Consider the following 19,395-nt stretch of genomic DNA (forward strand, 5'->3'; position numbering starts at 1 on the left):
CCGTCAGCAAGAAGGGTCCAGGTGGCATGACGGACCAGCGCACAGGCCTCTCGGGGGGCCGGCTCGAACGTCGCCGGGTAGATCACCCCTCACCTGGAGAAGTTGCATACGTGTTGAGATCTGCAGCGGCCGACTACCCGAACAGCCTGAAGCCATCGACGATCATGTAGTCGCCGTTCGTCTTGACGCCGCGTAGCGTGTGCTCGCCGGCGGGCAGGTCGCGGATATCGAGGATGGTCTGCTGGTAGACGCGGGTGTCGTTGTGGGCGCTGATGGTCTGCAGGAACTGCCCGTCGAGGTAGATGTCGATGTCGCCTTCGTCGCTGTTGATCTGCGAGATGAGGTCGAGTCCGGTGCCGTTCCAGCTGAGTTCGAACGATTCGCCGTTGGTCTGGGTGGCCCACAGGTCGTCGTGGCTGGACCCGGCGCCGCCGCGGGCGGCGTTCTTCCAGTCCCAGCCGCCTCCGGTGTACGTCACGCCTGCCGTGTCGTTGACGATCTCGACATCGGCGGGCCGCTGTGCCGACATCGACGTCATGGCTTGGTTGCGCCACACGCCGAGCGCCACCGGCTGACCCGGAGCTCGTGTCAGCCAGGTTCGCCAGAATGTCGAGCGGTCGCCGACCTCTACGCCCGCGACCGTGCGGATGACGTCGCCGCTGCGGAGGCCGGCGGCGTGCGCGGGGGAGTCCGCCGGCACCACGGACAGATACAGGCCGTTGCGGTCGCCGAGGCCCACCGATGATTTCAGCGCCTCGGAATGGATGCCGGTGGCCGTGGCGCCGAGGAAGGGTTCGGGCTGTGCGTCGACTGTGCCGATCACTCCGGGAGGAGGTAGCCGCCAGGCGATCGGCGGCGGCTGCGGGGCGCCGGGTACGCCGAAGTCCATGCTGAAGTTGGCGAATCCGCGGTCGATGGCCGGTGACGCCTCGCTCACTCGGAAGTCTCTCATCGCCGGGTCCTCCCACGGGTTGCCCGCGGCGAACTGAGGATCGGCGATGACGGAGTCGACGTCGAGGCCACGGGCCAGCCAGGCGGCATCGATGTCGGCGACCGCGTTGCCGTCGTTCCAGAACACGTTGCGGTCGTAGACGGTCTTGCTCGCACCGGGGTCGGACTGGATGAACTGGTAGGGGTCGGCGCCGGCGAGGATGTTCGTCACGATCTGGTCGTCGTTGTCGGGATACGAGACGTGGAAGTGGCCCGACCCGCCGAGAACGATGTTGTTGCGAACCACGCGGCGGTATCCCTCGCGGAGCTTGAAGCCCGCATTGAGCATGATGTTGTTCTCGATGATGTAGTTGCTCGATCCGTCGTCGAGGTCGATCGCCCACTCCGAGTCGTGCCAGATCCGGTTGTGCCGGATGACCGTCGGCTGCTGCGCATCGAGCAATGCGTATTGCTTCTTCGTCGCGTCGTCGGCGCGCAAGGACCAGTAACGGTCGCGACCCCACGAGTTGAACGGACCGTGATCGCCGGTCTCGCGGACCATATCGAAGATGTCGTTGTCGGCGATCAGGTGGCCGCCCCACGTGCCGTCGTTGACATTGATCCCGGCTCGTGGGCCGTGGTGCACGGTGTTGCCGATGACCTCGATGCCTTCGCTCATGGAGATCTGCACGCCGGAGGTCTGCTTCTCGAAGACGCCCATGTCCGTCATGACGTTGCCTTCGATGCGGACGTCGCGCGGATAGTCCTCGGTCTTTGGGCCTGGTGCGAGATCGGTGATGGGAACGTCAGTGCCCGGGTCGGACAGCCCGTTCCAGTGGCGAGGGTTCCGCACCGAGCAGGTGCAGCCCACGACGGCGACGTCGCTCGCGCCGGAGTGCTCGAAGCGGTTGCCGGCGATCCGGTGACCGGAGTTGTAGCCGTCGACGAATATCGCGTTGCCGCCGACCTGCGAGAACGTGCTGTTCAATACCGACACGTCGACGGCGTTCTTCAGCCGGACCGCCGCTTTGCGCACGATGGCCCAGTCGCCGAGCAGGAGCGGCTCGTACTCGCTGTTGAACAGGGTCCGGTGAGTGCCGGTGAAGGTGATGCCCTCGAAGCTGAGGTGACCTGCCGGCTCGGCCGCGCCGGCGCCCGTGACTGTGATCAGCTCGTCCAGTCCCGCGCCCTCCACGGTGGCGGTCGAGACGTCGAGGCCCGCGGGCGGGTAGAAGTAGAGTTCGCCGGTCTGCGCGTCGTAGAACCATTCACTCGGCGCGTCCAGCTCCTCGAAGATGTTCTCCACGACGCGTTTGCTGCCGTGCATGCAGTTGCTGCGGTTGTTGTCGCCTACCCACGTCAGCTGCAGCGTGTGGTCGGCGTTCACGCCGTCGATGCGGAAGCTGTTGCCGCCCCAGTCGTTGCAGTGCAGAGCACGCACGTAGCCGGTCGTGGGATCGGACCAGGTCGCCACTCGCTGCGGGGAGAGCGCGTCGGCGGCGTAGCCGTCGAGTACCGGCTGGCCGGGATCGATGTTGGGATAACGCGCCAGTACCTGCCGCTCCCCGTTGACATAGAGCTGATCGAAGTCTCGGCCGGTACCCACCTCGGCCACGTAGATGCCGTCCCGGAACGGTGTCCATGGTTCGGCGAGCTCCGTCGCACCCGTGACCGTGACGTCCGCACCGGGTGCGGACGTCCAGCGCACAGGCGCGCCGTCCCTGCCCGAGTCTCGAGCGTCGAACCGGAGCGTTTCCGTCAGCCGGTACACGCCCTCGTGCAGTACCACGTTGACGGTGAGGCCACGGCTGAGCCACCCGCGGGCCTGCTGCTGGGCATGCTCCAGCGTCCGGTAGGGATGCCGCTCGTTGCCTGGACCACGGTCCTGACCATCGGGCGCGACGTGCAGCAACCGCTGCGGGCCGGAGTCGGGAGCCGACACGGCAGGCTGTGTTGCGGCCGGCCCGCCCACGAGGCCGGCGAGCAGCGACGCGCCGGCCACCAACGAACCACCTTGCCGAACAGACATCCAACCGATCACGATGCTCTCCACTCTGAGGCCAAGTCATCGGATGTTTTCCGTCATGACATTAGCGGTACCGCGCGATGGACGTCAACGTGCGTCGCGTGGTTGTCAATACATCCGATCAAAGCACCTGGATGGTCGGGCGGCCGCGAGACCGGGACGTTGGAGCATCAGCTCCCAAGCCCCCTCGTCGTGACGTGGAGGAGGCCAGCACCCACGCCCAGCTGCTCGAGCAGGTGACGGCCACGATGCGGCAGGCACTCGACGCGGTGCCCGTCCCGTCGACCGCACTCGCGGCGGTGGGCATCGGCACGCCTGGCGTGGTGGACGAGCAGCGCGGCGCCGTCGTGCAGGCGCCGTCGATACCCGGATGGAGCTCGCTGGAGCTGGGCGGCCTGTTCCGGCGCAGCGTCGAGTGCTCCGTCCGGGTCGAGAACGACGTCAACCTCGCCGTGATGGCCGAGCGCTGGAACGGCGCCGGCGGTGCCGCCGAGAACCTGATCCTCGTGCAATGGGGCGCCCGGGTCGGCGCGGCCGTGCTGGTGCACGGAGAGCTGCACCGCGGCGCCCACGGCGCAGCCGGCGGCGAGGCTCGGGCGCTGCAGGCGGTGGACGAGGCCTGCGCCCGGCTGTCACGGGGCCTCGCCTCCTTCGTGTCCGCGATCGACCCGGAACTCGTCATCATCGGCGGCAGCGTCGCCCTGGCCGGCGACGCGGTGCTGGACAGCCTGCGGCGTCACCTCACCCGGCGCGCGCTGGTGACACCCCGGCTGGAGCTCTCGCAGCTCGGTGACGACGCCGTCGCGCTCGGCGCCGTGCGGCTCGCGCTCTCCGATGCCGAGCGGCGCCTCCTGGACGTCTACACCGCAGCCGGACGCGCCAGAGTCGCGGCATGCGATTCTGATCGTCGAGGATGAAGACCAGGTCGCGGGTCCCCCGAGAAGGACTGCGGGCGGCGGGCATGGTGCCGATGGTGGTGGCGTTTCAGTTCAGCAGGCTCCTGAGGCACAGACCCGCCCTTCGCCCAGCGAGTCAGTGCCATCGCCATCAGTCCGACCCGTGATGCGAGGGCCGGCGTGATTCGGGGGCCGACCCCTGCGACTGTGGTGGTCTCGTGAATCGTTGGATTGGAACGAACCAGTCGTTGACGAAGGCAACCATGCGGAGAACTCTGGTGATGTCGGCCAGGGTCAACGGCCTTTCGTTGAGGCCGACAGGCCCGGGCGTCTGCCCCCGTTGGGCGCTCGGGCCACGAAACCCAGCGGGCGTTCGTTTCAGCGTTTCCGCCGCCGCGTCCCCGTGGATCCGTCGCGGAGCCGATCGCTTGGGTCGAGCCGGTTCTACCTGCGCATCTTCGGTGCTGGTTGATCCCGGCGGTCGCGCACCCCACCAGCTCGGGCGCCGCGGTTCTACGCGTCCCAGGGGCTGCTCATCGACGTCTCAGAGCTCGGCAGATCCATCGATCACGGTCCGTGCGACATCGGTGAGGCGCTGCTGGCTTCGGCGTGCATGCGCACGCATCAGGGTGAACGCGTCCTCGAGAGCCAGGTTCAGACGCTCGGCCAGCACGCCCTTGGCCTGCTCGATGAGAACGCGGGTGTTGAGGGCCCCCTGCAACTGCTCCGCCAGCACCTCGCCCTGGCGCATCGTGCGTTCCTGCAGCAGACCGATCGTCGCCACGTCGCAGAGCGCCTGGCCGACGGTGATGTCGTCATCGCTGAGCGTGGACTGATGCGTGCAGAACAGATTCATCGCACCGATGATCTGGCCGCGCAGGCGCATGGGCAGCGAGTGCACCGATCGGAACCCACTGTCGGCAGTGGCCGCATGGAACCGCGGCCAACGCGTCGCGACATCTGCGAGGTCGACGTTGACGACGGGCTCACCGGTCGTGAAACAGTCGAGGCAGGGTCCTTCGGAGTTCTGCAGCTCGAACAGCTCCAGCACCCTGACCTGGTCGCTGGTGCATGCGAGCACCTGCAACTGGCCCCGCTGGTCGGCCAGCATCAGTCCAGCGGCGTCTGCCTGGAGGAACTCCACGCTGCATTCAGCCAACGTCTGCAGGAGGTCGATGACGTCGAAGTCGTCCACCAGCGTGTCCGCAAGCTCCACGAACACGTGGGCCAGATCTCGTTCCCTGTGCACAAGCTTCAACCTTCCTGGCTGATCGGCAACGGCTGCGCCGGGCATGGCCTACTCATTCTCGCCTTCTTCGGGTCCGATGCGTAGCCGTCGAGACACCACATCTGCGGCGGTGGCTGCCAACGACCGTTCGCTGGCGTAGGCGCGGGCCCTGAGCAGCAGTAGCGCCTCGGTCAGGTTCACGCCGGCCTGCACGGAGACCATCCCCGTGGCCTGGTGGATCTCACGCCGGCTCTCGACGGCATCGTCCAGCTGAGGGTGCAGCGACCACTCCGACGGCGACTTGTCCTGCAGGTGCAGCAGGACGGTCGTCGCGGCGTCAGAGAAAGCCAGCGCCTCCGCGAACTCGTCCTCGCTCAGGGAACCGGCCGTGGCCCGATACAGGTCGAGCACGCCGAGCCGGATGCCGCCGACGTGCAACGGGAACGCGAAGATGGCGCCGATTCCGGCCTCGATCGCCGCCGGACCGAACACGGGCCACCGTGTGGTTCCGGCCGCCGCGAGGTCGGATTCCAGGACCGGACGTGCCCACCGCGACGCGTCGAGGCAGGGCCCCTCACCCAAGGTCTCCTGCAGATTCTCCATCACCGCCGCGGATTCGTCGGTCGCGGTGACAGTGCCCTCGTGGCCGCGCTCGGTCATCAGCGCCAGTCCGACGCCGCTGACCGGCAACGATTTCGAACAAGCCAGGCACAACGCGTCCAGGACATTGCGTTGGTCGCCATTGGTGGCGGCTATGGACTCGAGGATGATCCGCCACACGCGGGGCGCACGCACTCCGGCCACACCGCCCTCCACCGCTCGGGCCGGCACGCCGGGCGACACACCGCTGGCGCCGACCATAGCGCGACACGCGGTGCGCACCCCGGCGGCGCCGCCGAAACACTCGTCGATCCTGCGACCGACCTCATGCCCCGATCTCGGCGACGTTCGCCGGCAGCTCACCAGTCGAGGCCAACAGCCGCGCCGCCTCCCCCACACTGATGTCGCACTCCCGCGAGGCGCGGCGCAGGATCGCGAAGGCCTGAACCGAGTCCAGACCGAACCGCGCCATCAAGATGCCCTGGGCCTGGCCGATGAACCCGCGCAGCTCCGCTGCCCGGCGCAGCTTGTCCTCATGCTGGGCGGTGTCGATGGCGATCGCCGCATGCCGCGACACCATGTGCGCCATCGCGGCCTCGCGCGCATCGAAGCGACCCGGCTCCAGCGCGTAGAGGATGATCGTCCCGATGGCGACACGCCCGTCGCTCACCCGGAGGCACAACACGCTGCGCACCCCGAGCTCGGCCAGCTGCGGGCTCCATCGTGGCCACCGCCCGTCAAGGGCGGTGTCCAGGACCCGCACGCCGCCCTGCCCGTCGAGCCTCGACCGGTACGGCCCGTCGTCGTGATCGACCTGGAGCTGATCGGCCCGCCGCAGCCACGGAGCAGAGACCCAGACACGGTCGACGGCTCTCCTGCCGTCGAGCATGAGACCGGCGTAGTCGCAGGGAATCGACCGTACGGCGAACGCCAGGATCAGCTCGGCGGCCTTCTCGACGTCACGCTGGTCGTGCAGGTCGCCGGCGAACCGGGCGAGCACGACCGTGTCGGACGGGAGCAGCGTGCGTAAGTCAGTCGCGTCCACGGCCATCCTGCTCGCCTCCGCCCGGCGACGCCGAACCCGCCCACGCGAGCTCCCGCAGACCCGTTGCCAGGAGCCTCGCCACCTCGCCCGCCGGCAGATCGAGCAGGATCGCGACGTCACGGTAGGAGAAGCCCCCGAAGCGCACCAACGCGATCGAGGCACGTTGCTGACCAGCGAGCGAACCCAGACTCGCCATCATCGCCCGCGCGGATCCACGACCCCCCGGGTTCGGTGACTCAGCGCGCTCCGCCGTCAACGACGCGACCGTCGCCCTGGAGGCCAGGCAACGGACGAAGATGAGATAGGCCAGACGCCGACGCATGCCGACCTCGTCGCGGGCCACGTCGCGTTCGATACACACATCGGCGATGACACTGACCACCGCACGCTGCGCGTCGGCACGGTCCAGCAGGACGAAGTGGGCCAACGAGAAGAGGGCCGCACCATGACTGTCGCAAATTCGTTCAGCCGTTGGCTCATCGACTCCGGCCGCGGACGCCTGCTGCCAAGCGCGTTCGACTGACATATGCCCCGCTCCCCGCACTCACTCAAGTGGCACCGGGGTCCGGGGCAGCGATGACGTCAACGCGTCACGACACAGCTGACGATACCTCACGTCACGCGCCTCGAACCCGCCCAGTGGCACCGAAGACCTCCACCAGCCGTGTCAGCTCCGCGAAACCGGTGTCAACGCCCATGGAAGGGCGGCCGGTGCCGGGATGTGCGTGCCAGCGGTCCGCGGCCGCGTCCAAAGTGCACCGATGATCGCGGCCACCTGCTCGGCCGGTACGCCGACGGTGAGACGACGGCGTTCGAGAGATCGACGTCGTCGCAGGTCCTGTGATCGGCATCTCATCAGGCGTCCGCAACCGGGCATGGGCAGAAGAGGGTGGCGCAGGATGTGCTGCTCGTAGGACGACATGCTCGCGCGACCGGATACGCGTATGAGCTGCTGGGTTGGTCCTCGGCGTCGGTCGCGGCCGCGACCGGCAGTGACAACCGACCCGGACCTTCACCATCAACCTCGGCTGGATGAGGGTCGCCGCCACTGACAGTTCCGCTCCTCAGGAGGCGCCGTCAGTCCCCTGCGCAACTGGCCGAACCGGGCGCGTCGGATGTCGCGGGTGGCAGCCGGCGACGCGGGCGATCGCTCATGTGTCTTGGGTGTCGGGAGAGTAGATCCTTGTCGCTCGCACCGCAGGTGGCCGGTCGCCCGGCCGGAAACCGGCAGTGGTCACGTAGGTAGTGGCGTCTTTTGCTTCCCTTCGCAGATGAAGAGTCACTCGCTGTCGCGCGAACCCGGCGAGAGCCTCGACGAGGCTGACCACGTGGAGGTAACTGACGACGGGCTCGGCCACCGAAGCCTCGGCGAGGACGGTATGCGTACCCATCGACGGCCCGTTGATGTGGTTGAGTGGGCGTAGCTGAAGCGTGTCGTCGCGAACGGTGGCCTCCACGAGCCAGCTGTTGCGACCACCGCTTGCGGCCTCGGCAAGTCGTCGCGCATCGTTCAGGTATCGGTGGAGGTCGTCTCGCGCCACGGTGACTTCGATCTGATCATCATGGTTCGATGGCTCGAACCGCCGGATCCATGGACGCACGTTCGCGTGCCAGGCAGCCCAGTGCCCGCCGGCGAGGTAGGCCAGTTGCCGGCCGTCTGACACCTCAGCTTGTCCCATCACCGAAGGACCGGCTGCCGTCGCGGATGCGACCTCGCGTATCCAGAGGTAGTGGACCAGCATCTCTAGCTCGGCGGAGTCGCTCAGTGGCACGTGGCTGTTGGCCGCCGCTTTGCGGTTGTTGGCGTCGAGACAGAGGGTTTCGCCGTCAACGCGTATGCCGACGTAGTCTCGGTGCTGGTCGTCGGGTTGACGAGCCGCGCTCCAGTCTGTGGCCGCGGCTACGTGCGCGACCGCGGACTTCAGGGCCAGGCCATCCTCGACTCTAATGAGGGTGTCGGGTCGGGGCGGAATTGCGGGACCTTGGGTTCGACGTTTCAGAAGGTGCGCACGGTGCCATCGGCCTTCGACTTCGATCCGCAATCCGTCCGTGCCGTGGGATTCGAGTTGCACGAGAGCGCGTTCACGTTCGGAGCGTCCGAGACCTTTGCGTAGAGCTTCGGCGATCTGCCACACGTCACGGCGCTCTGCCAGCACGGTCCCGGGAACGTCAACGAGTGCATCACCGCGCCAGAATGCGGCTCCGTAGTCGTCGCTGCCGGCGATCGTGACCGTTCCATCGCCCGCCTCGATCCACGTTCCCCCCTTGGGGTCGCCAATGTGGTGGGCACGAGAGGCGGTGCCGGCGAGCCGCAGCGCCTCCAGCAGGTCGTCCAGCGGCATCTGCAGCTTCAAGCTCTCGGCGGGCACCGGTTCCGAGTCATCTTCCGCAAGGCGATCCGTCCACCCAGGAAGTGCGACGCGTGCATCGCGCAGGGCGCGGAGCACCGCCTGATACTGATCGTCGGACAACTCATCGACGAGACGTTTGAATGCGTACTTATGGATCGTGGACACCGTGCAATCCTGCCGCCACCCAGGACTGGCTCACACCCTCTTTAGGGAACTTGGTAGATCCAGCGTTCAGACGTCCTGGGCTCGCTGAGCAGCCTCCGACGCCGGTAGTCGTCAGGCGCCGGCAGGCGCTTCGAATCTTCTCGTCGCTGTCGGGCTTCGGCGGGGTCGAGTTCGTATCCGGCCGCGGACTCGTCGAGGATCTGCCGGCGGACAGCGTCGCCGCGCACGGTGCGTTTGATGAGCACCGCCAGCACCGAGCCATCGGCGCAGTGTGGTGCGGTCATGAGTGGCGGGCGCGGCCAGACACGCCCGGGCGGCGTGATACCCACGATGAGCACGGTGACCGGGCTGGCGACCTGTTGCGCGACGCCGAGCGCCAGGACGATCACAAGGCCGGACCGTTGATGGCCGCCCCGGTCACGCCGAGCTGATTCAGCACCCCGAGCTGGAACACGCAGTCGTGCCGGTGGAGCCGACGATGCCGATCGCGGCGCCCAGGTCGGCACCCCGAACTGACCCCGAGCTCGAACGGGTCCGCCAGCGGGTTGCGGAACATCGTCTGCATCTGTGTCCCGCCCACTGCCAGCGCGGCCCCGACCAGCACCGTGCCGATCGCCTTCGGCAGCCGTGCGTCGAGGATCACCGTCCCGTGCATGTCACGGCTGGCCTCGTCGCCCAGGAGCACCGAGGCGACCTCACCGACGGGGATGCGCACGAAGCCCTGGTCGAGCAGCACTCCCAGGACGAGGAGCGCGAACATCGCCGCTTTCACCGCGGCCGTGCGGGTGATCCGGCGGCCGGGGCTGGCCGGTGGCGACGACCGCATCGGCTCGCGCACCGGCGGGACCTCCGGCTGTGCCCGGCCAGGCCCAGGCCGAGCTGTTGGCTGGTTCATCGGCGTGGCGTCTGCTCGTACATCATCCGAGGCCGTCACCGATCGGCGGGATCCCGCGCGGGGTCGATCGGAGGCTCGGCTGGGCACGTCGACGGACGACCGGACCGCGGAACACCCGGCGGCTCCGGCGCGATGGATCGTGCCGGCGGAACGCTCAGATCAACGCGGCCGGGGGGTACCGCGCCAGACCTGGCCCGGAGCGAGGGACGACCCAGCGCCGGCAGGTGACCCGATCGGCGATCGAGACCACCAGCGTCGCCGGCGGGAAGCCATGGAGCAACCGCATCAGACGGACCGCGCGGAGCACGCCGCACCGCGCCACGATCGACCGCACTCAGCAGATGGAACAGCACCTGCGAAGGCCCCAACCACCGCGAGGACGCCGCCGAACCCGCGCCGCCGGTCCGCCGCCGCCCACACACCACGGCGAGAGGCGGCACGCGCTACAACCTACCGAAGTCCGGAGTGCCCGCATTGTGCCGCACGAGGCTCACCGGGATCGAACGCCGCCCGGGCGGCGGGAGGGCTTCAGGCCCGCACGGCGTAGACGACCAGGTTCTCCGTGTAGCCGTCGTCGTAGTCGCCGTGGCAGGTGATGAGCCGGAGCTCGTCCCCGGGCAAGGCGCCGAAGACCTCCAGGGTCGGGAAGGCGTCCTGGGGGTGGGCGGTCAGGTGCTCGACTCGGTAGTCCGCCTGGCCGCCGGCGGCGAGACCGACCCGGACGAGGTCGCCCGGTCGCAGTCACTCAGCCGGGCGAACACCGCCGGCCCGGTCACCGAGTCGACGTGTCCCACGATGACGGTTGGGCCTCCTGCGCCGGGCCGGGCGCCGGGCGCGTACCAGCCGGCGAGGTCCGGGGCGGCGGGCACCTCCATCCGGCCATCGGCATCAAGGCCCAGCTCGACCAGGGCTGACGTCACCCCGATGGCATCGATGCTGACCGACACCGGGGCCGGGCCGACCGGCTCGACGACCGGCGCCTGCACCGGCGTCGGCTCCACCACAGGCGCGGGCACCGACGCCGCGCGAGGCGGCTCCGGCGGCGGCGACCCCTCGGTCGGGGACGCCGTCGGCCCGACGCATGCGGCGACCATCGTCGCCGCCGCCACGCCGAGGCCACCGGCCCACGTGCGGAATTGGATCATGTGGTAACGCGCCGCCGCATGACGGCGCCGGCACCGCCGACGAGCAGCAATCCGCCGACGCCGGCCAGCAGCATGTCCGTCCCCCGATCCGCGGGTCGGTCGGCCGTGCCACCGAGTCCGCTGTCCACGCCGCCGACCGGCATCGGCACCAGCTGGCCGCGCACCGCGCCGGCCGGGAACTCCGCGGTGTGCGTGTCGCCGAAGAACCCGGCCGGGTTCGCCTCGATCTGCGCCAGGTTGAAGCCGTCACCCGTGTCGACACCGTCGGCGAGGATGCCGGCGGTGAACGGCCCCTGCAGGCAGCCGGAGCTGCGCCGGACTTCGCCGTCACCCTCCGGGTTCGGGAAGGCCAGGCGCGGCGGCCCGGCCGACCCGGCGACCGCCTCGTGGATGTGCGTCGCCGTCTTCGCCGGACTCTCGTAGGGCGGTTCGACGCCGCGGGTGGTGAGGTCGTAGCAGATGATCTCTTGGTCGGAGTTGATGCGGTAGTGGAACTCACCGCTGCCGCCGGCCGCGCCGGGCACCGGGTCACCGTCGGGGTTGATTACCATGTCGGGTCGGCGTGCACGGTGAACGCGCTGGTGAACGTCGCGGGCTCGGCCACGTCGGTCTCGGCGGCGGCGAACGCCGGCAGACCGAGGAGCGCGACGGTCACGGCGGTAGCCGTACCGGCCACGCGGGTCACGACGGTCATCGTGGTCACCTCTCTGTCCGGGGACGACGGCGCCGTCCCACTCGAGGGGGCATACGGGCTGCAGGTCGCGCGCGTTCACGGGCAGTTCGCATCGAAGGTGAACGGCTCGGTGCCCGCGCGCGTATACCCTCGCGTGACACTCACAGCCGCCGACCAGGCGAGCCGGACCCGGGCACTCGTGACGAGGAGCGTGGTCGCCCTGCGCCGCCAGCAGGAGGGAACGTTCGATGTGGTGAGCGCCTACGACGACCACGGCCGGGAGCTGTACGCGTTCGCGCTCCACGCGCTCGGCGACCGCGCCCAGGCCGAAGAGTGCGTTCAAGACACCTTCGTCCGGGCCTGGCGGGCCCGGACAACCTATCGACCGGACCGCGCCACGGTCCGGACCTGGCTGTTCGCGATCGCGCGGAACCTCGTGATCGACACGCTGCGGGCCCGCCAACGCTGGCCGCGCCCGGTCGACTCCACCCGGGCCGAGGACCGGGCCGACAACGTCCGAGCCAGCCTCGACCGGCTCCTCGTCGCCGAGGCCCTGACCCGGCTGTCCGACGAGCACCGGCAGGTGATCGTGCAGGTCCAGCTGAACGGGGTGTCGTACGAGGAGCTGTCGCGGGTTACGCACGTGCCGGTGGCGACGCTGCGCACCAGGATGTACTACGGGCTGCGGTCCCTGCGGACGGCCCTGAAGGAGGTGGGCGAGATCCATGCCTGACGACCGGTCTCCCGCAGTCGGACGCGAGCGCGCTCGTGAACTGCTCGACCTCGGCGCCCACCGCGAGCTCACCGACGCCGAGCAGCAAGAGCTGACCCGGCTGCTGCACGAGCACCCCGGCGTCGAGTACGACCAGTTCGCGCCCGAGTTGGCGGCTCTCGGCGGTCTCGGGCCGATCCTGGACGAGCCGGCGCCACCGGCCCTGCGCGAACGGATCGCCGCGACGGCCGAGCCCTCGGCCGTCGCCGCCCGGCCGCGCCGCTGGTCACGCCCGCTCCTGGCCGCGGCTGCCGTCGCCCTCCTCGGCCTGGGTGCCGCCGGCAGCGCCGTCGTCGGCAACCTGCTCGACGACGACGCGTCGACCGGCCCGCCCGGAACGCTCGGCGCCGTCGAGCAGATCAGCTTCGACGGCGAGCCGTCCGGGGTCGCCGTCGACGCGTCGGTGGTCGCGCACACTTGGGGCACCGAGACGCTGGTCGACGTCGACGGACTGCCCGCCGGCGAGACCTTCACCGTCGTGGTCATCGCCGCCAACGGCGACGAGTTCCCGTCGGGCGAGTTCATCGGCTCGACCGTTCCCGTGACGTGCGCCATGAACGCGGCGGTCCTCCGCCAGGAGGCGGCCTCCATCGAGATCCGCGACGCCGGCGGCGGCACCGTCATGAAGTCGGAACTCCCGCCCGCCACCGCCTGACGCCAATCAGGTAAGCGGCGGCGCCCGCAGGCAGGGGTCAGCCGGACGGTGGCCGATCGGCAACGCGGCCGCGGAGGCGGGCGATCTCGGCGCGGGAATGCTCGACCGCCGGCGACGTCTCTCCGCCCGCAACGGCGAGGTCGTGCCCGAGGTCGCGGGTCGCGCGGATCAGATGCTGCTCGCGGCGACGGCTGGTGCCGGACGGACGAGCCTTCACGGCGGCGCGGCGGTTCCGGCGGTATCCGGCGACGGCGTCGAGCTCGGCCTCGGTGAGCGTGCCGCCGGTGACCTCAGGACGCAGGATCGCGGTCATGAACTCGCGCTCCGGCCCTCCGGCCCACTCATCCAACAGCGATGACCCCGAGACGGCAACGGGTTCGCCCAGACGGAGGGGCGGAGTATGCGGAACCGGCTCCGCATACTCCGCCCTCCACACGGATCGGTCGTCACATCGGGGGCATGAGCACGCCGTCGATCAGGTAGACGGTGGCGTTGGCGGTCGTGACACCACCGCAGATGACGTTGGCGTCGTTGACCGTCAGCGCGTCCGGGGTGCCGGCGACCGTCACCGGGTCGCCCTGGACCGTGGCCTGCTCACCGACCACCTGGTCCGGGGACAACTGACCGGGCACCACGTGATACGTCAGCACCGTCGTGAGCAGGTCCGCGTCGGTGGCCAGCGTGTCCAGCGTGGCCTGGTCGACCGCGGCGAACGCGTCGTCGATCGGCGCGAACACGGTGAACTCGGCCCCGTTGAGCGTGTCGACGAGGTCCACCTCGGGGTTGAGTCCCCCGGACACCGCCGCGACCAGCGTCGTCAGGATCGGGTTATTCGACGCGGCCACCGCGACCGGGTCGTCGGACATGCCCTCGACCGAGCCCTCACCATCGGGGACCTGGGCGGCGTAATCGGCGCAACCCGGACCCACCGGGCCGGCCATCGGCTCCTCCGTCATCTCGTCCGCCGGCTCGTCGGCCGGCGTGGTCTCCTCCTCGGGTGCGGAGGTGCTGTCGCCGTTGCCGCTCGCCGTCGAGTCGTCACCGTCGTCGTCACCGCAGGCAGAGAGCGTCAGGGTGAGTGCGGCGGCCGCCGCGATCAGGACGGGGACTCGCCTGGTCAGAAGCTTCATGATGGTTCCTTTCACTGAACGCCGGGGAATTCCCGACGCGTGTCGCTCATGTGGCGCGACACTCGATCCCCATTCGTCGCCGGCGCCGCCGCGGATTGGCCGCGCCCGGAAACTTCTCAGGACGCGTTGCCCGATGGCGGACGTTCTGGATCTGATTCGCAATACGTGCGCACACCAATCCGGCGGCCGGGTGACTTCGAACCACGGCCATGACGAAGTTCCGCTCAGCCCCGGCGGGTGGTGCCTCTCGGCTGGCGGACGACGCGTTGAGCGGGTTGTTGAACCGGTCGGCGGCCGGCGACGAGGCAGCATTCGAGGAGCTCTACGAACGCACGGCCCCGACGATCTATGGGGTCGCGCACCAAGTCATTCGTAATCACGCGCACGCCGAGGAGATCACCCACGACGTCATGCTCGAGGTGTGGCGGTCGTCGAGCCGATTCCGCGCCGACCGGGGCAGCGCCCTCAGCTGGGTGATGATGATCGCGCACCGGCGCGCCGTCGACCGCGTGCGGCAGGAGCAGTCGGCCACCCAGCGGGACCTGCGCGACGCCGAACTGGACGAACGACGCGCCCACGACCACGTCGTGGAGACTGCGGAAGCTCGACTGGAGGTGGATCAGCTGCACCTCTGTCTGGGCCGGCTCACACCGGTGCAGCAGGAGTCGGTGCGACTGGCCTTCTACGGCGGCTTCACCTACCGCGAGGTGGCCCGCATCCTCGACACCCCACTGGGCACCGTCAAGACCCGGCTCCGCGACGGGTTGCTGCGGCTGCGGGCCTGCATGGAGGATCGATGAGACCGCCCGCGCCCGGCATTCACACGCTCGCGGCGCCATACGTGCTGCATGCACTCCCGCCCGACGAGATCCCGTCGTTCGAGACGCACCTGAGAGCGTGCGCAGCGTGCCGCGACGAGGTGGCGGACCTGCGCGAGGCTGTCGCGCGGCTCGGGTCGACGGTGGCGGTGACGCCGCCGCCGGACCTCAAGGCACGGGTCCTGCGCGAGATCACCGAGGTGCGGCCGCTCCCGCCGCCGCCCGCCGACGAAACGGCGACGTCGCGGCGGTCCCGACGGTCCAGGTCACGGCGGTCGAGACGGGCGGGCTGGGCGGCAACCATGCTGGTCGCAGCCCTCGCCGCCGTCCTGGCGGTACTGACGGTGGGGGTCAGCGACGCCCAGGACGACCTCGACCGCGAACAGGCCGGCCTCGCGCTCGTGGAGCGGATCGTCACGTCCGCCGACGCCGAGCGGAGCACGCTCGCCGGCGGCGATGCCGTCGTGATCGCATCGCGGACGGCCGACGCGGTCGTGGTGCTCGGCTCCGGGCTGCCCCCGGCGCCGGAGGGCAGGGACTATCAGGTCTGGCTGAGCGGCTCCGACCGGACGGTGTCGGCCGGCCTCCTGCGACCCGGTGCCGAGTCGGAGCCGGTCGTCGCCACCGGCATCGGAGCCGCCCGCCAGGTGACCGTCACGCTCGAGCCCAGCGGCGGATCGGCTCAGCCGAGCGGCGAACCACTCATGGTGGCCGATCTGCCGTCGTGAGCTGGACCGGACTCACCGGCGACGTGGGACAGGGCGTGCTCGAGCATGGCCGGCACGGACTCGGGGGCGACGCCGAGCAGGCCGGCGATCTCGCGATACGTGCGCCCGTGCCGGTATGCCTGCTCCGGCGCCATGGCCGCGTCGGCCGGAACCAGCTGGGAAACCGCGCGGGTACGCGCGATCTCCGTGGCCGCCGTCAGCGGCGGCCGCCCCGACGCCACCGTCTCACCGCATCGCTCCCACAGCTCGACGAACACCTCCTGGACCACGCCCTGTGCGACGGAGGCGTCGCCGACCACGTCGAGGCACAGCCCGTAGACGGCGGGAGCGCACAGATCGTAGAACTCGCCGAACGCCGCAACGTCACCGTCCGCGGCACGGGCAAGCAGTCCGGCCGCCCGATTCGTCGATTCCATCCCGCCGATGATGACACGCGCTTCGCGGGCAGGCAGGCACATCCTCGATCTCGGCCATGATGCGGGCGCCCCATTCGCGTAGCGGAGCTTTGTCCTCTATCCAGCGAAATGACAGGCAGCAGAACCAGGAATTCACATCGACCCGCAGCCTCGACCAATCCGCGACCGACAGCACTCCGAATCGTCATACGAGAGGTTAACGTCGCCGCGCCGATCATCGAGGTGGTGCGGCCGGCACATCGTCAGAGAGGATCGTTGATGTCCGAGCAGTCTCGCCGGCGCTTCCTGGTGGCAGCCGGCGCGGGCACTGTCGCCGTTGGCGCCGGTGCCATCCTCGTGGCCGGTCCGGCCGCCGCCCACTCCGAACCGGCCAAGGCCGCGGCGCCGGCCACGAGGGGTGATGACCTGGCCCCGGCCGACACAAAGGTCGTCGCGTATGTCAGCGACCCGGCTCGCGACGAGGTCACGCTCATGGTCGACGACCGCGAGAGCGTCGTCCACGACCGAGTCCTGGCTCGGGCCCTGGCGCGCGCCGCCCGTGAGCAGGTGGGGTGACCCGTGTCGTCGCACCGCGAAGCACCCGAGATCTCCAAGGACCCGGTGGCCGACTCCACCGACCTCTACGCGTTCGTCAGCCCGGACCGGCCCGACACGGTCACCCTGATCGCCAACTACCTGCCGGCGCAGAGCCCGGCCGCCGGGCCGAACTTCTACGAGTTCGGTGACGACGTTCGGTACGAGATCCACATCTCCAACGGCGGCCGCGCCGGGGCCGACGTCACCTACGCGTTCCGCTTCCGCACCGAGGTCGCGAACGAGGAGACCTTCCTCTACAACACCGGCCCGATCGCCTCGCTGGACGCGCCGGAGTTCAACCGGCGCCAGTTCTACACCGTGACCCGGAGCGAGGGCGGCCGGCGCGGCAAGGTGCTGGCCGAGGATCTGCCCTGCCCGCCGTGCAACATCGGCCCGCGCTCGACGCCGGACTACTCGAGCCTGGCCGACGCAGCCGTCCACGATCTTCCGGGCGGCGGCAAGGTGTTCGCCGGGCAGCGCGCCGACGGGTTCTTCGTCGACCTCGGCTCGATCTTCGATCTCGCCACGCTGCGGCCGTTCCAGTCGGCCCATCTCATCCCGATGGCCGACGCTGACGGCGTCAACACGCTGGCCCACTCGAACGTCCACACCATCGCGATCCAGGTGCCGATCACCGACCTCACGCGCGGCGGCAAGCGTCCGCGCAACGCCGAGGACGCGGCCGCGGTCATCGGTGTGTGGACGACGGCGAGCCGGCAGCGCGCCCGGATCTTCGACAAGGACGAGGGCTCCTACCGCGGCGCGGGCAGTTTCGTGCAGGTCTCCCGCCTGGGTAACCCGTTGTTCAACGAGGTCATCGTCCCGATGGCCCGCAAGGACGAGTGGAACGCCGCCGAGCCCGAGGACGACGAAGACTACGTCTCGTATGTCCGGCGCCCCGAGGTCGCCAAGCTGCTGCCCGTCCTCTACCCGGGCGTCTTCCCGCGGCTGGCCGAGCTCAACGAGGCTGCCGACCGCGCTGATCTCGAAGCGATCCTGCTCACCGGGCTGCCCGAAGGTGTCGTGCCGGGCTTCCAGAACTTCACCGGCGCCACCCCTGCGGACATGCTCCGGCTGAACACCGCGATCCCGCCATCCGCGGACCCGAACCCGCTCGGTGTGGTGGGCGGCGACCTCGCCGGATTCCCGAACGGGCGCCGGGTCTTCGACGACGTCGTCACGATCGAACTGCGCGCAGTCGCCGGGGTGACGTACCCGCTGATCGACCCGGAGTTCACCCCCGACGGCGCCGCGGCGGCCATCACCGACGGCACCACCCCGCCGGGCAACGAGGACACGTTCCCCTACCTGCGCACCCCGCACGACGGGTTCGCCGTCCCGGCCGCATGAGTTACAACCACCACCACGCCGGCGAGGGTCCCGTCGTGCTCGACGTCGGCGGAGACGTCGGGGCCCTCGTCCTCTACACCGGACCTGGCCTGACCGGCGCCGAGATCGAGATCACCCGCGTCGGCCACGACCGAGACGGCACGCACGTCGCAGTGCACCAGCGCACGATCGGCGACCGCCACGTGACCGCCGCGGTCTACCCGGCACTGCGCGCCGGCAGCTACGTCCTCTGGCAACCCGACGGACGACCGACCACCGCCGTGGACATCGACGGCGGACGGGTCACCGAGGCGCGGTGGTCTGACATCGCGGTCTGACGCGGCCGCGCGAGAAGAGCGGGACCCGGCGCAGATCCGGACCCGCGCAGCACTTGGCCGGAAGAACTCAGCCGGCCAGGACCGATAGGTAGTCGAAATCGATGGGAGAAGTCCATGCGGAACCTTCACAAGCTCGGCACCGGCGTCGTCGCGGCCGGCGCGGCGGGAGCGCTGCTCCTCGGCGCGCCCGCGATGGCCAGCGCCGCCCCGGCGACCGATTCCAGGGCGGACGTCGAGGCCGAGCTCGAAGCCGGACTGAGCACCGTCGTCGAGGACCGCCTCGCCGAGGGCGGCGTCGACCTCGAAGCCCTGGTCGACGTCGAGATCGACGGCGACATCCTCATCGACATCGAACTGGACGGCGACATCGACGTCGACCTCGAGGACGACCTGGAGTCCGAGCTCGAGGGCGACCTGGAAGCCGACATCGAGGCCTACCTCATCGTCGTGCTCGAGCTGGAACTGGACGACCTGCTCGACCTCTTCCTGTTCGTCAGCCTCGGCGCCGACATCGACGTCGACGTCGATCTGGACCTCGATACCGACGGCTCGGACTCCTCGCTCGATGTCGACCTGGACATCGACGGCGGACTGAACGTCCTGCTCGACCTGCACCTCTGACCCACCCGAACGTCCGCGTCCGGCGGACGAAGGGTGCGGGTCCCGGTCTCCATGATCG

22 protein-coding genes and 1 pseudogene are annotated in these 19,395 nt (G+C 69.6%); 9 read left to right on the forward strand and 14 right to left on the reverse strand.

The window, feature by feature from the left end:
* Positions 1-133 precede the first annotated feature (133 nt).
* On the reverse strand, positions 134-2,932 hold the full coding sequence (locus BLV05_RS26040) for a PDZ domain-containing protein (RefSeq protein ID WP_160312839.1): 2,799 nt from the start codon (positions 2,930-2,932) through the stop codon (positions 134-136).
* A gap of 221 nt (positions 2,933-3,153) precedes the next feature.
* Between BLV05_RS26040 and BLV05_RS26045 the strand changes: the two genes are divergently transcribed.
* Positions 3,154-3,873 carry an ROK family protein gene (locus BLV05_RS26045; protein WP_052763136.1) on the forward strand — a complete coding sequence of 240 codons (720 nt, stop codon included), beginning with the start codon at positions 3,154-3,156 and terminating at the stop codon, positions 3,871-3,873.
* 523 nt (positions 3,874-4,396) lie between these two features.
* Here BLV05_RS26045 and BLV05_RS26050 read toward each other — a convergent pair.
* The 10 genes and pseudogenes from BLV05_RS26050 to BLV05_RS37170 form a co-directional block, all read right to left on the reverse strand.
* The gene (locus BLV05_RS26050) at positions 4,397-5,146 is read right to left on the reverse strand and encodes a GAF and ANTAR domain-containing protein (protein ID WP_046772582.1); all 750 of its coding nucleotides are present in this window, start codon (positions 5,144-5,146) and stop codon (positions 4,397-4,399) included.
* Positions 5,147-5,149: 3 nt separating this feature from the next.
* Positions 5,150-5,941 (reverse strand): GAF and ANTAR domain-containing protein, encoded by a 792-nt coding sequence (locus tag BLV05_RS26055; RefSeq protein ID WP_152691102.1) that lies wholly within the window; start codon positions 5,939-5,941, stop codon positions 5,150-5,152.
* A 64-nt stretch (positions 5,942-6,005) separates the two neighbouring features.
* Positions 6,006-6,725, reverse strand: a complete 720-nt coding sequence (locus tag BLV05_RS26060) for a GAF and ANTAR domain-containing protein (protein ID WP_160312838.1) — start codon at positions 6,723-6,725, stop codon at positions 6,006-6,008.
* A complete protein-coding gene (locus tag BLV05_RS26065) occupies positions 6,712-7,152 on the reverse strand; it encodes a sigma factor-like helix-turn-helix DNA-binding protein (protein ID WP_046772580.1) in 441 nt (146 codons plus the stop codon). The genes BLV05_RS26060 and BLV05_RS26065 overlap by 14 nt, the downstream gene beginning before the upstream one ends.
* A 724-nt stretch (positions 7,153-7,876) precedes the next feature.
* Positions 7,877-9,241: a hypothetical protein gene (locus tag BLV05_RS26070; protein ID WP_046772579.1), complete on the reverse strand. Its 1,365-nt coding sequence runs from the start codon at positions 9,239-9,241 to the stop codon at positions 7,877-7,879.
* Positions 9,242-9,282: 41 nt separating this feature from the next.
* A complete protein-coding gene (locus tag BLV05_RS26075; protein ID WP_052763134.1) occupies positions 9,283-9,630 on the reverse strand; it encodes a hypothetical protein in 348 nt (115 codons plus the stop codon).
* Complete coding sequence (locus tag BLV05_RS26080; protein WP_052763133.1) at positions 9,627-10,079, reverse strand: iron chelate uptake ABC transporter family permease subunit; 453 nt, start codon at positions 10,077-10,079, stop codon at positions 9,627-9,629. Before BLV05_RS26080 ends, BLV05_RS26075 begins: the two co-directional genes overlap by 4 nt.
* 585 nt (positions 10,080-10,664) lie before the next feature.
* Positions 10,665-11,281 (reverse strand): annotated as a pseudogene (locus BLV05_RS26095) (sortase domain-containing protein).
* Positions 11,278-11,832, reverse strand: a complete 555-nt coding sequence (locus BLV05_RS26100) for a CHRD domain-containing protein (RefSeq protein ID WP_197683323.1) — start codon at positions 11,830-11,832, stop codon at positions 11,278-11,280. Before BLV05_RS26100 ends, BLV05_RS26095 begins: the two are co-directional and overlap by 4 nt.
* A complete protein-coding gene (locus BLV05_RS37170; RefSeq protein WP_197683324.1) occupies positions 11,826-11,975 on the reverse strand; it encodes a hypothetical protein in 150 nt (49 codons plus the stop codon). Before BLV05_RS37170 ends, BLV05_RS26100 begins: the two co-directional genes overlap by 7 nt.
* A gap of 133 nt (positions 11,976-12,108) precedes the next feature.
* On the opposite strand from BLV05_RS37170, the gene BLV05_RS26105 reads away from it, so the two are divergent.
* Together BLV05_RS26105 and BLV05_RS26110 are read left to right on the forward strand one after the other, a co-directional pair.
* Complete coding sequence (locus tag BLV05_RS26105) at positions 12,109-12,687, forward strand: sigma-70 family RNA polymerase sigma factor (RefSeq protein WP_052763140.1); 579 nt, start codon at positions 12,109-12,111, stop codon at positions 12,685-12,687.
* Positions 12,680-13,381, forward strand: coding sequence for a hypothetical protein (locus BLV05_RS26110; protein WP_052763131.1), 702 nt, complete (start codon positions 12,680-12,682; stop codon positions 13,379-13,381). Before BLV05_RS26105 ends, BLV05_RS26110 begins: the two co-directional genes overlap by 8 nt.
* Positions 13,382-13,418: 37 nt before the next feature.
* On the opposite strand, the gene BLV05_RS26115 is transcribed toward BLV05_RS26110, so the two are convergent.
* Entirely contained in the window at positions 13,419-13,694 is a 276-nt protein-coding gene (locus tag BLV05_RS26115; protein WP_046772577.1) for a hypothetical protein, read from the reverse strand.
* Positions 13,695-13,827: 133 nt separating this feature from the next.
* Positions 13,828-14,511 (reverse strand): fasciclin domain-containing protein, encoded by a 684-nt coding sequence (locus tag BLV05_RS26120; protein ID WP_046772576.1) that lies wholly within the window; start codon positions 14,509-14,511, stop codon positions 13,828-13,830.
* Positions 14,512-14,777: 266 nt separating this feature from the next.
* Between BLV05_RS26120 and sigK the strand changes: the two genes are divergently transcribed.
* On the forward strand, positions 14,778-15,311 hold the full coding sequence (sigK, locus tag BLV05_RS26125) for an ECF RNA polymerase sigma factor SigK (protein WP_197683325.1): 534 nt from the start codon (positions 14,778-14,780) through the stop codon (positions 15,309-15,311).
* The gene (locus tag BLV05_RS26130; protein WP_046772574.1) at positions 15,308-16,057 is read left to right on the forward strand and encodes an anti-sigma factor; all 750 of its coding nucleotides are present in this window, start codon (positions 15,308-15,310) and stop codon (positions 16,055-16,057) included. The genes sigK and BLV05_RS26130 overlap by 4 nt, the downstream gene beginning before the upstream one ends.
* Here BLV05_RS26130 and BLV05_RS26135 read toward each other — a convergent pair.
* The gene (locus BLV05_RS26135; RefSeq protein ID WP_152691101.1) at positions 16,012-16,473 is read right to left on the reverse strand and encodes an RNA polymerase sigma factor; all 462 of its coding nucleotides are present in this window, start codon (positions 16,471-16,473) and stop codon (positions 16,012-16,014) included. The two genes, BLV05_RS26130 and BLV05_RS26135, sit on opposite strands and share 46 nt — an antisense overlap.
* Positions 16,474-16,731: 258 nt before the next feature.
* On the opposite strand from BLV05_RS26135, the gene BLV05_RS26140 reads away from it, so the two are divergent.
* From BLV05_RS26140 to BLV05_RS26155, 4 genes are all read left to right on the forward strand, one after another.
* Entirely contained in the window at positions 16,732-17,028 is a 297-nt protein-coding gene (locus tag BLV05_RS26140; RefSeq protein ID WP_046772573.1) for a twin-arginine translocation signal domain-containing protein, read from the forward strand.
* Positions 17,029-17,031: 3 nt separating this feature from the next.
* The gene (locus BLV05_RS26145; protein WP_046772572.1) at positions 17,032-18,399 is read left to right on the forward strand and encodes a DUF4331 domain-containing protein; all 1,368 of its coding nucleotides are present in this window, start codon (positions 17,032-17,034) and stop codon (positions 18,397-18,399) included.
* Complete coding sequence (locus BLV05_RS26150; RefSeq protein ID WP_046772571.1) at positions 18,396-18,716, forward strand: hypothetical protein; 321 nt, start codon at positions 18,396-18,398, stop codon at positions 18,714-18,716. Before BLV05_RS26145 ends, BLV05_RS26150 begins: the two co-directional genes overlap by 4 nt.
* 114 nt (positions 18,717-18,830) lie before the next feature.
* Positions 18,831-19,337 (forward strand): hypothetical protein, encoded by a 507-nt coding sequence (locus BLV05_RS26155; protein WP_083421391.1) that lies wholly within the window; start codon positions 18,831-18,833, stop codon positions 19,335-19,337.
* Positions 19,338-19,395: the final 58 nt, after the last annotated feature.

The sequence above is a fragment of the Jiangella alkaliphila genome (assembly GCF_900105925.1).
In the GTDB taxonomy this organism is placed as follows: domain Bacteria; phylum Actinomycetota; class Actinomycetes; order Jiangellales; family Jiangellaceae; genus Jiangella; species Jiangella alkaliphila.

Excerpts from the sequence above, each read along its gene's own strand:
- BLV05_RS26050 (WP_046772582.1), bottom strand. The coding sequence starts at position 5,146 with ATGCCCGGCGCAGCCGTTGCCGATCAGCCAGGAAGGTTGAAGCTTGTG.
- BLV05_RS26055 (WP_152691102.1), bottom strand. The coding sequence starts at position 5,941 with ATGGTCGGCGCCAGCGGTGTGTCGCCCGGCGTGCCGGCCCGAGCGGTG.
- BLV05_RS26100 (WP_197683323.1), bottom strand. The coding sequence starts at position 11,832 with ATGGTAATCAACCCCGACGGTGACCCGGTGCCCGGCGCGGCCGGCGGC.
- BLV05_RS37170 (WP_197683324.1), bottom strand. The coding sequence starts at position 11,975 with ATGACCGTCGTGACCCGCGTGGCCGGTACGGCTACCGCCGTGACCGTC.
- BLV05_RS26110 (WP_052763131.1), top strand. The coding sequence starts at position 12,680 with ATGCCTGACGACCGGTCTCCCGCAGTCGGACGCGAGCGCGCTCGTGAA.
- BLV05_RS26115 (WP_046772577.1), bottom strand. The coding sequence starts at position 13,694 with ATGACCGCGATCCTGCGTCCTGAGGTCACCGGCGGCACGCTCACCGAG.
- BLV05_RS26120 (WP_046772576.1), bottom strand. The coding sequence starts at position 14,511 with ATGAAGCTTCTGACCAGGCGAGTCCCCGTCCTGATCGCGGCGGCCGCC.
- BLV05_RS26130 (WP_046772574.1), top strand. The coding sequence starts at position 15,308 with ATGAGACCGCCCGCGCCCGGCATTCACACGCTCGCGGCGCCATACGTG.
- BLV05_RS26135 (WP_152691101.1), bottom strand. The coding sequence starts at position 16,473 with ATGGAATCGACGAATCGGGCGGCCGGACTGCTTGCCCGTGCCGCGGAC.
- BLV05_RS26140 (WP_046772573.1), top strand. The coding sequence starts at position 16,732 with ATGTCCGAGCAGTCTCGCCGGCGCTTCCTGGTGGCAGCCGGCGCGGGC.
- BLV05_RS26150 (WP_046772571.1), top strand. The coding sequence starts at position 18,396 with ATGAGTTACAACCACCACCACGCCGGCGAGGGTCCCGTCGTGCTCGAC.
- BLV05_RS26155 (WP_083421391.1), top strand. The coding sequence starts at position 18,831 with ATGCGGAACCTTCACAAGCTCGGCACCGGCGTCGTCGCGGCCGGCGCG.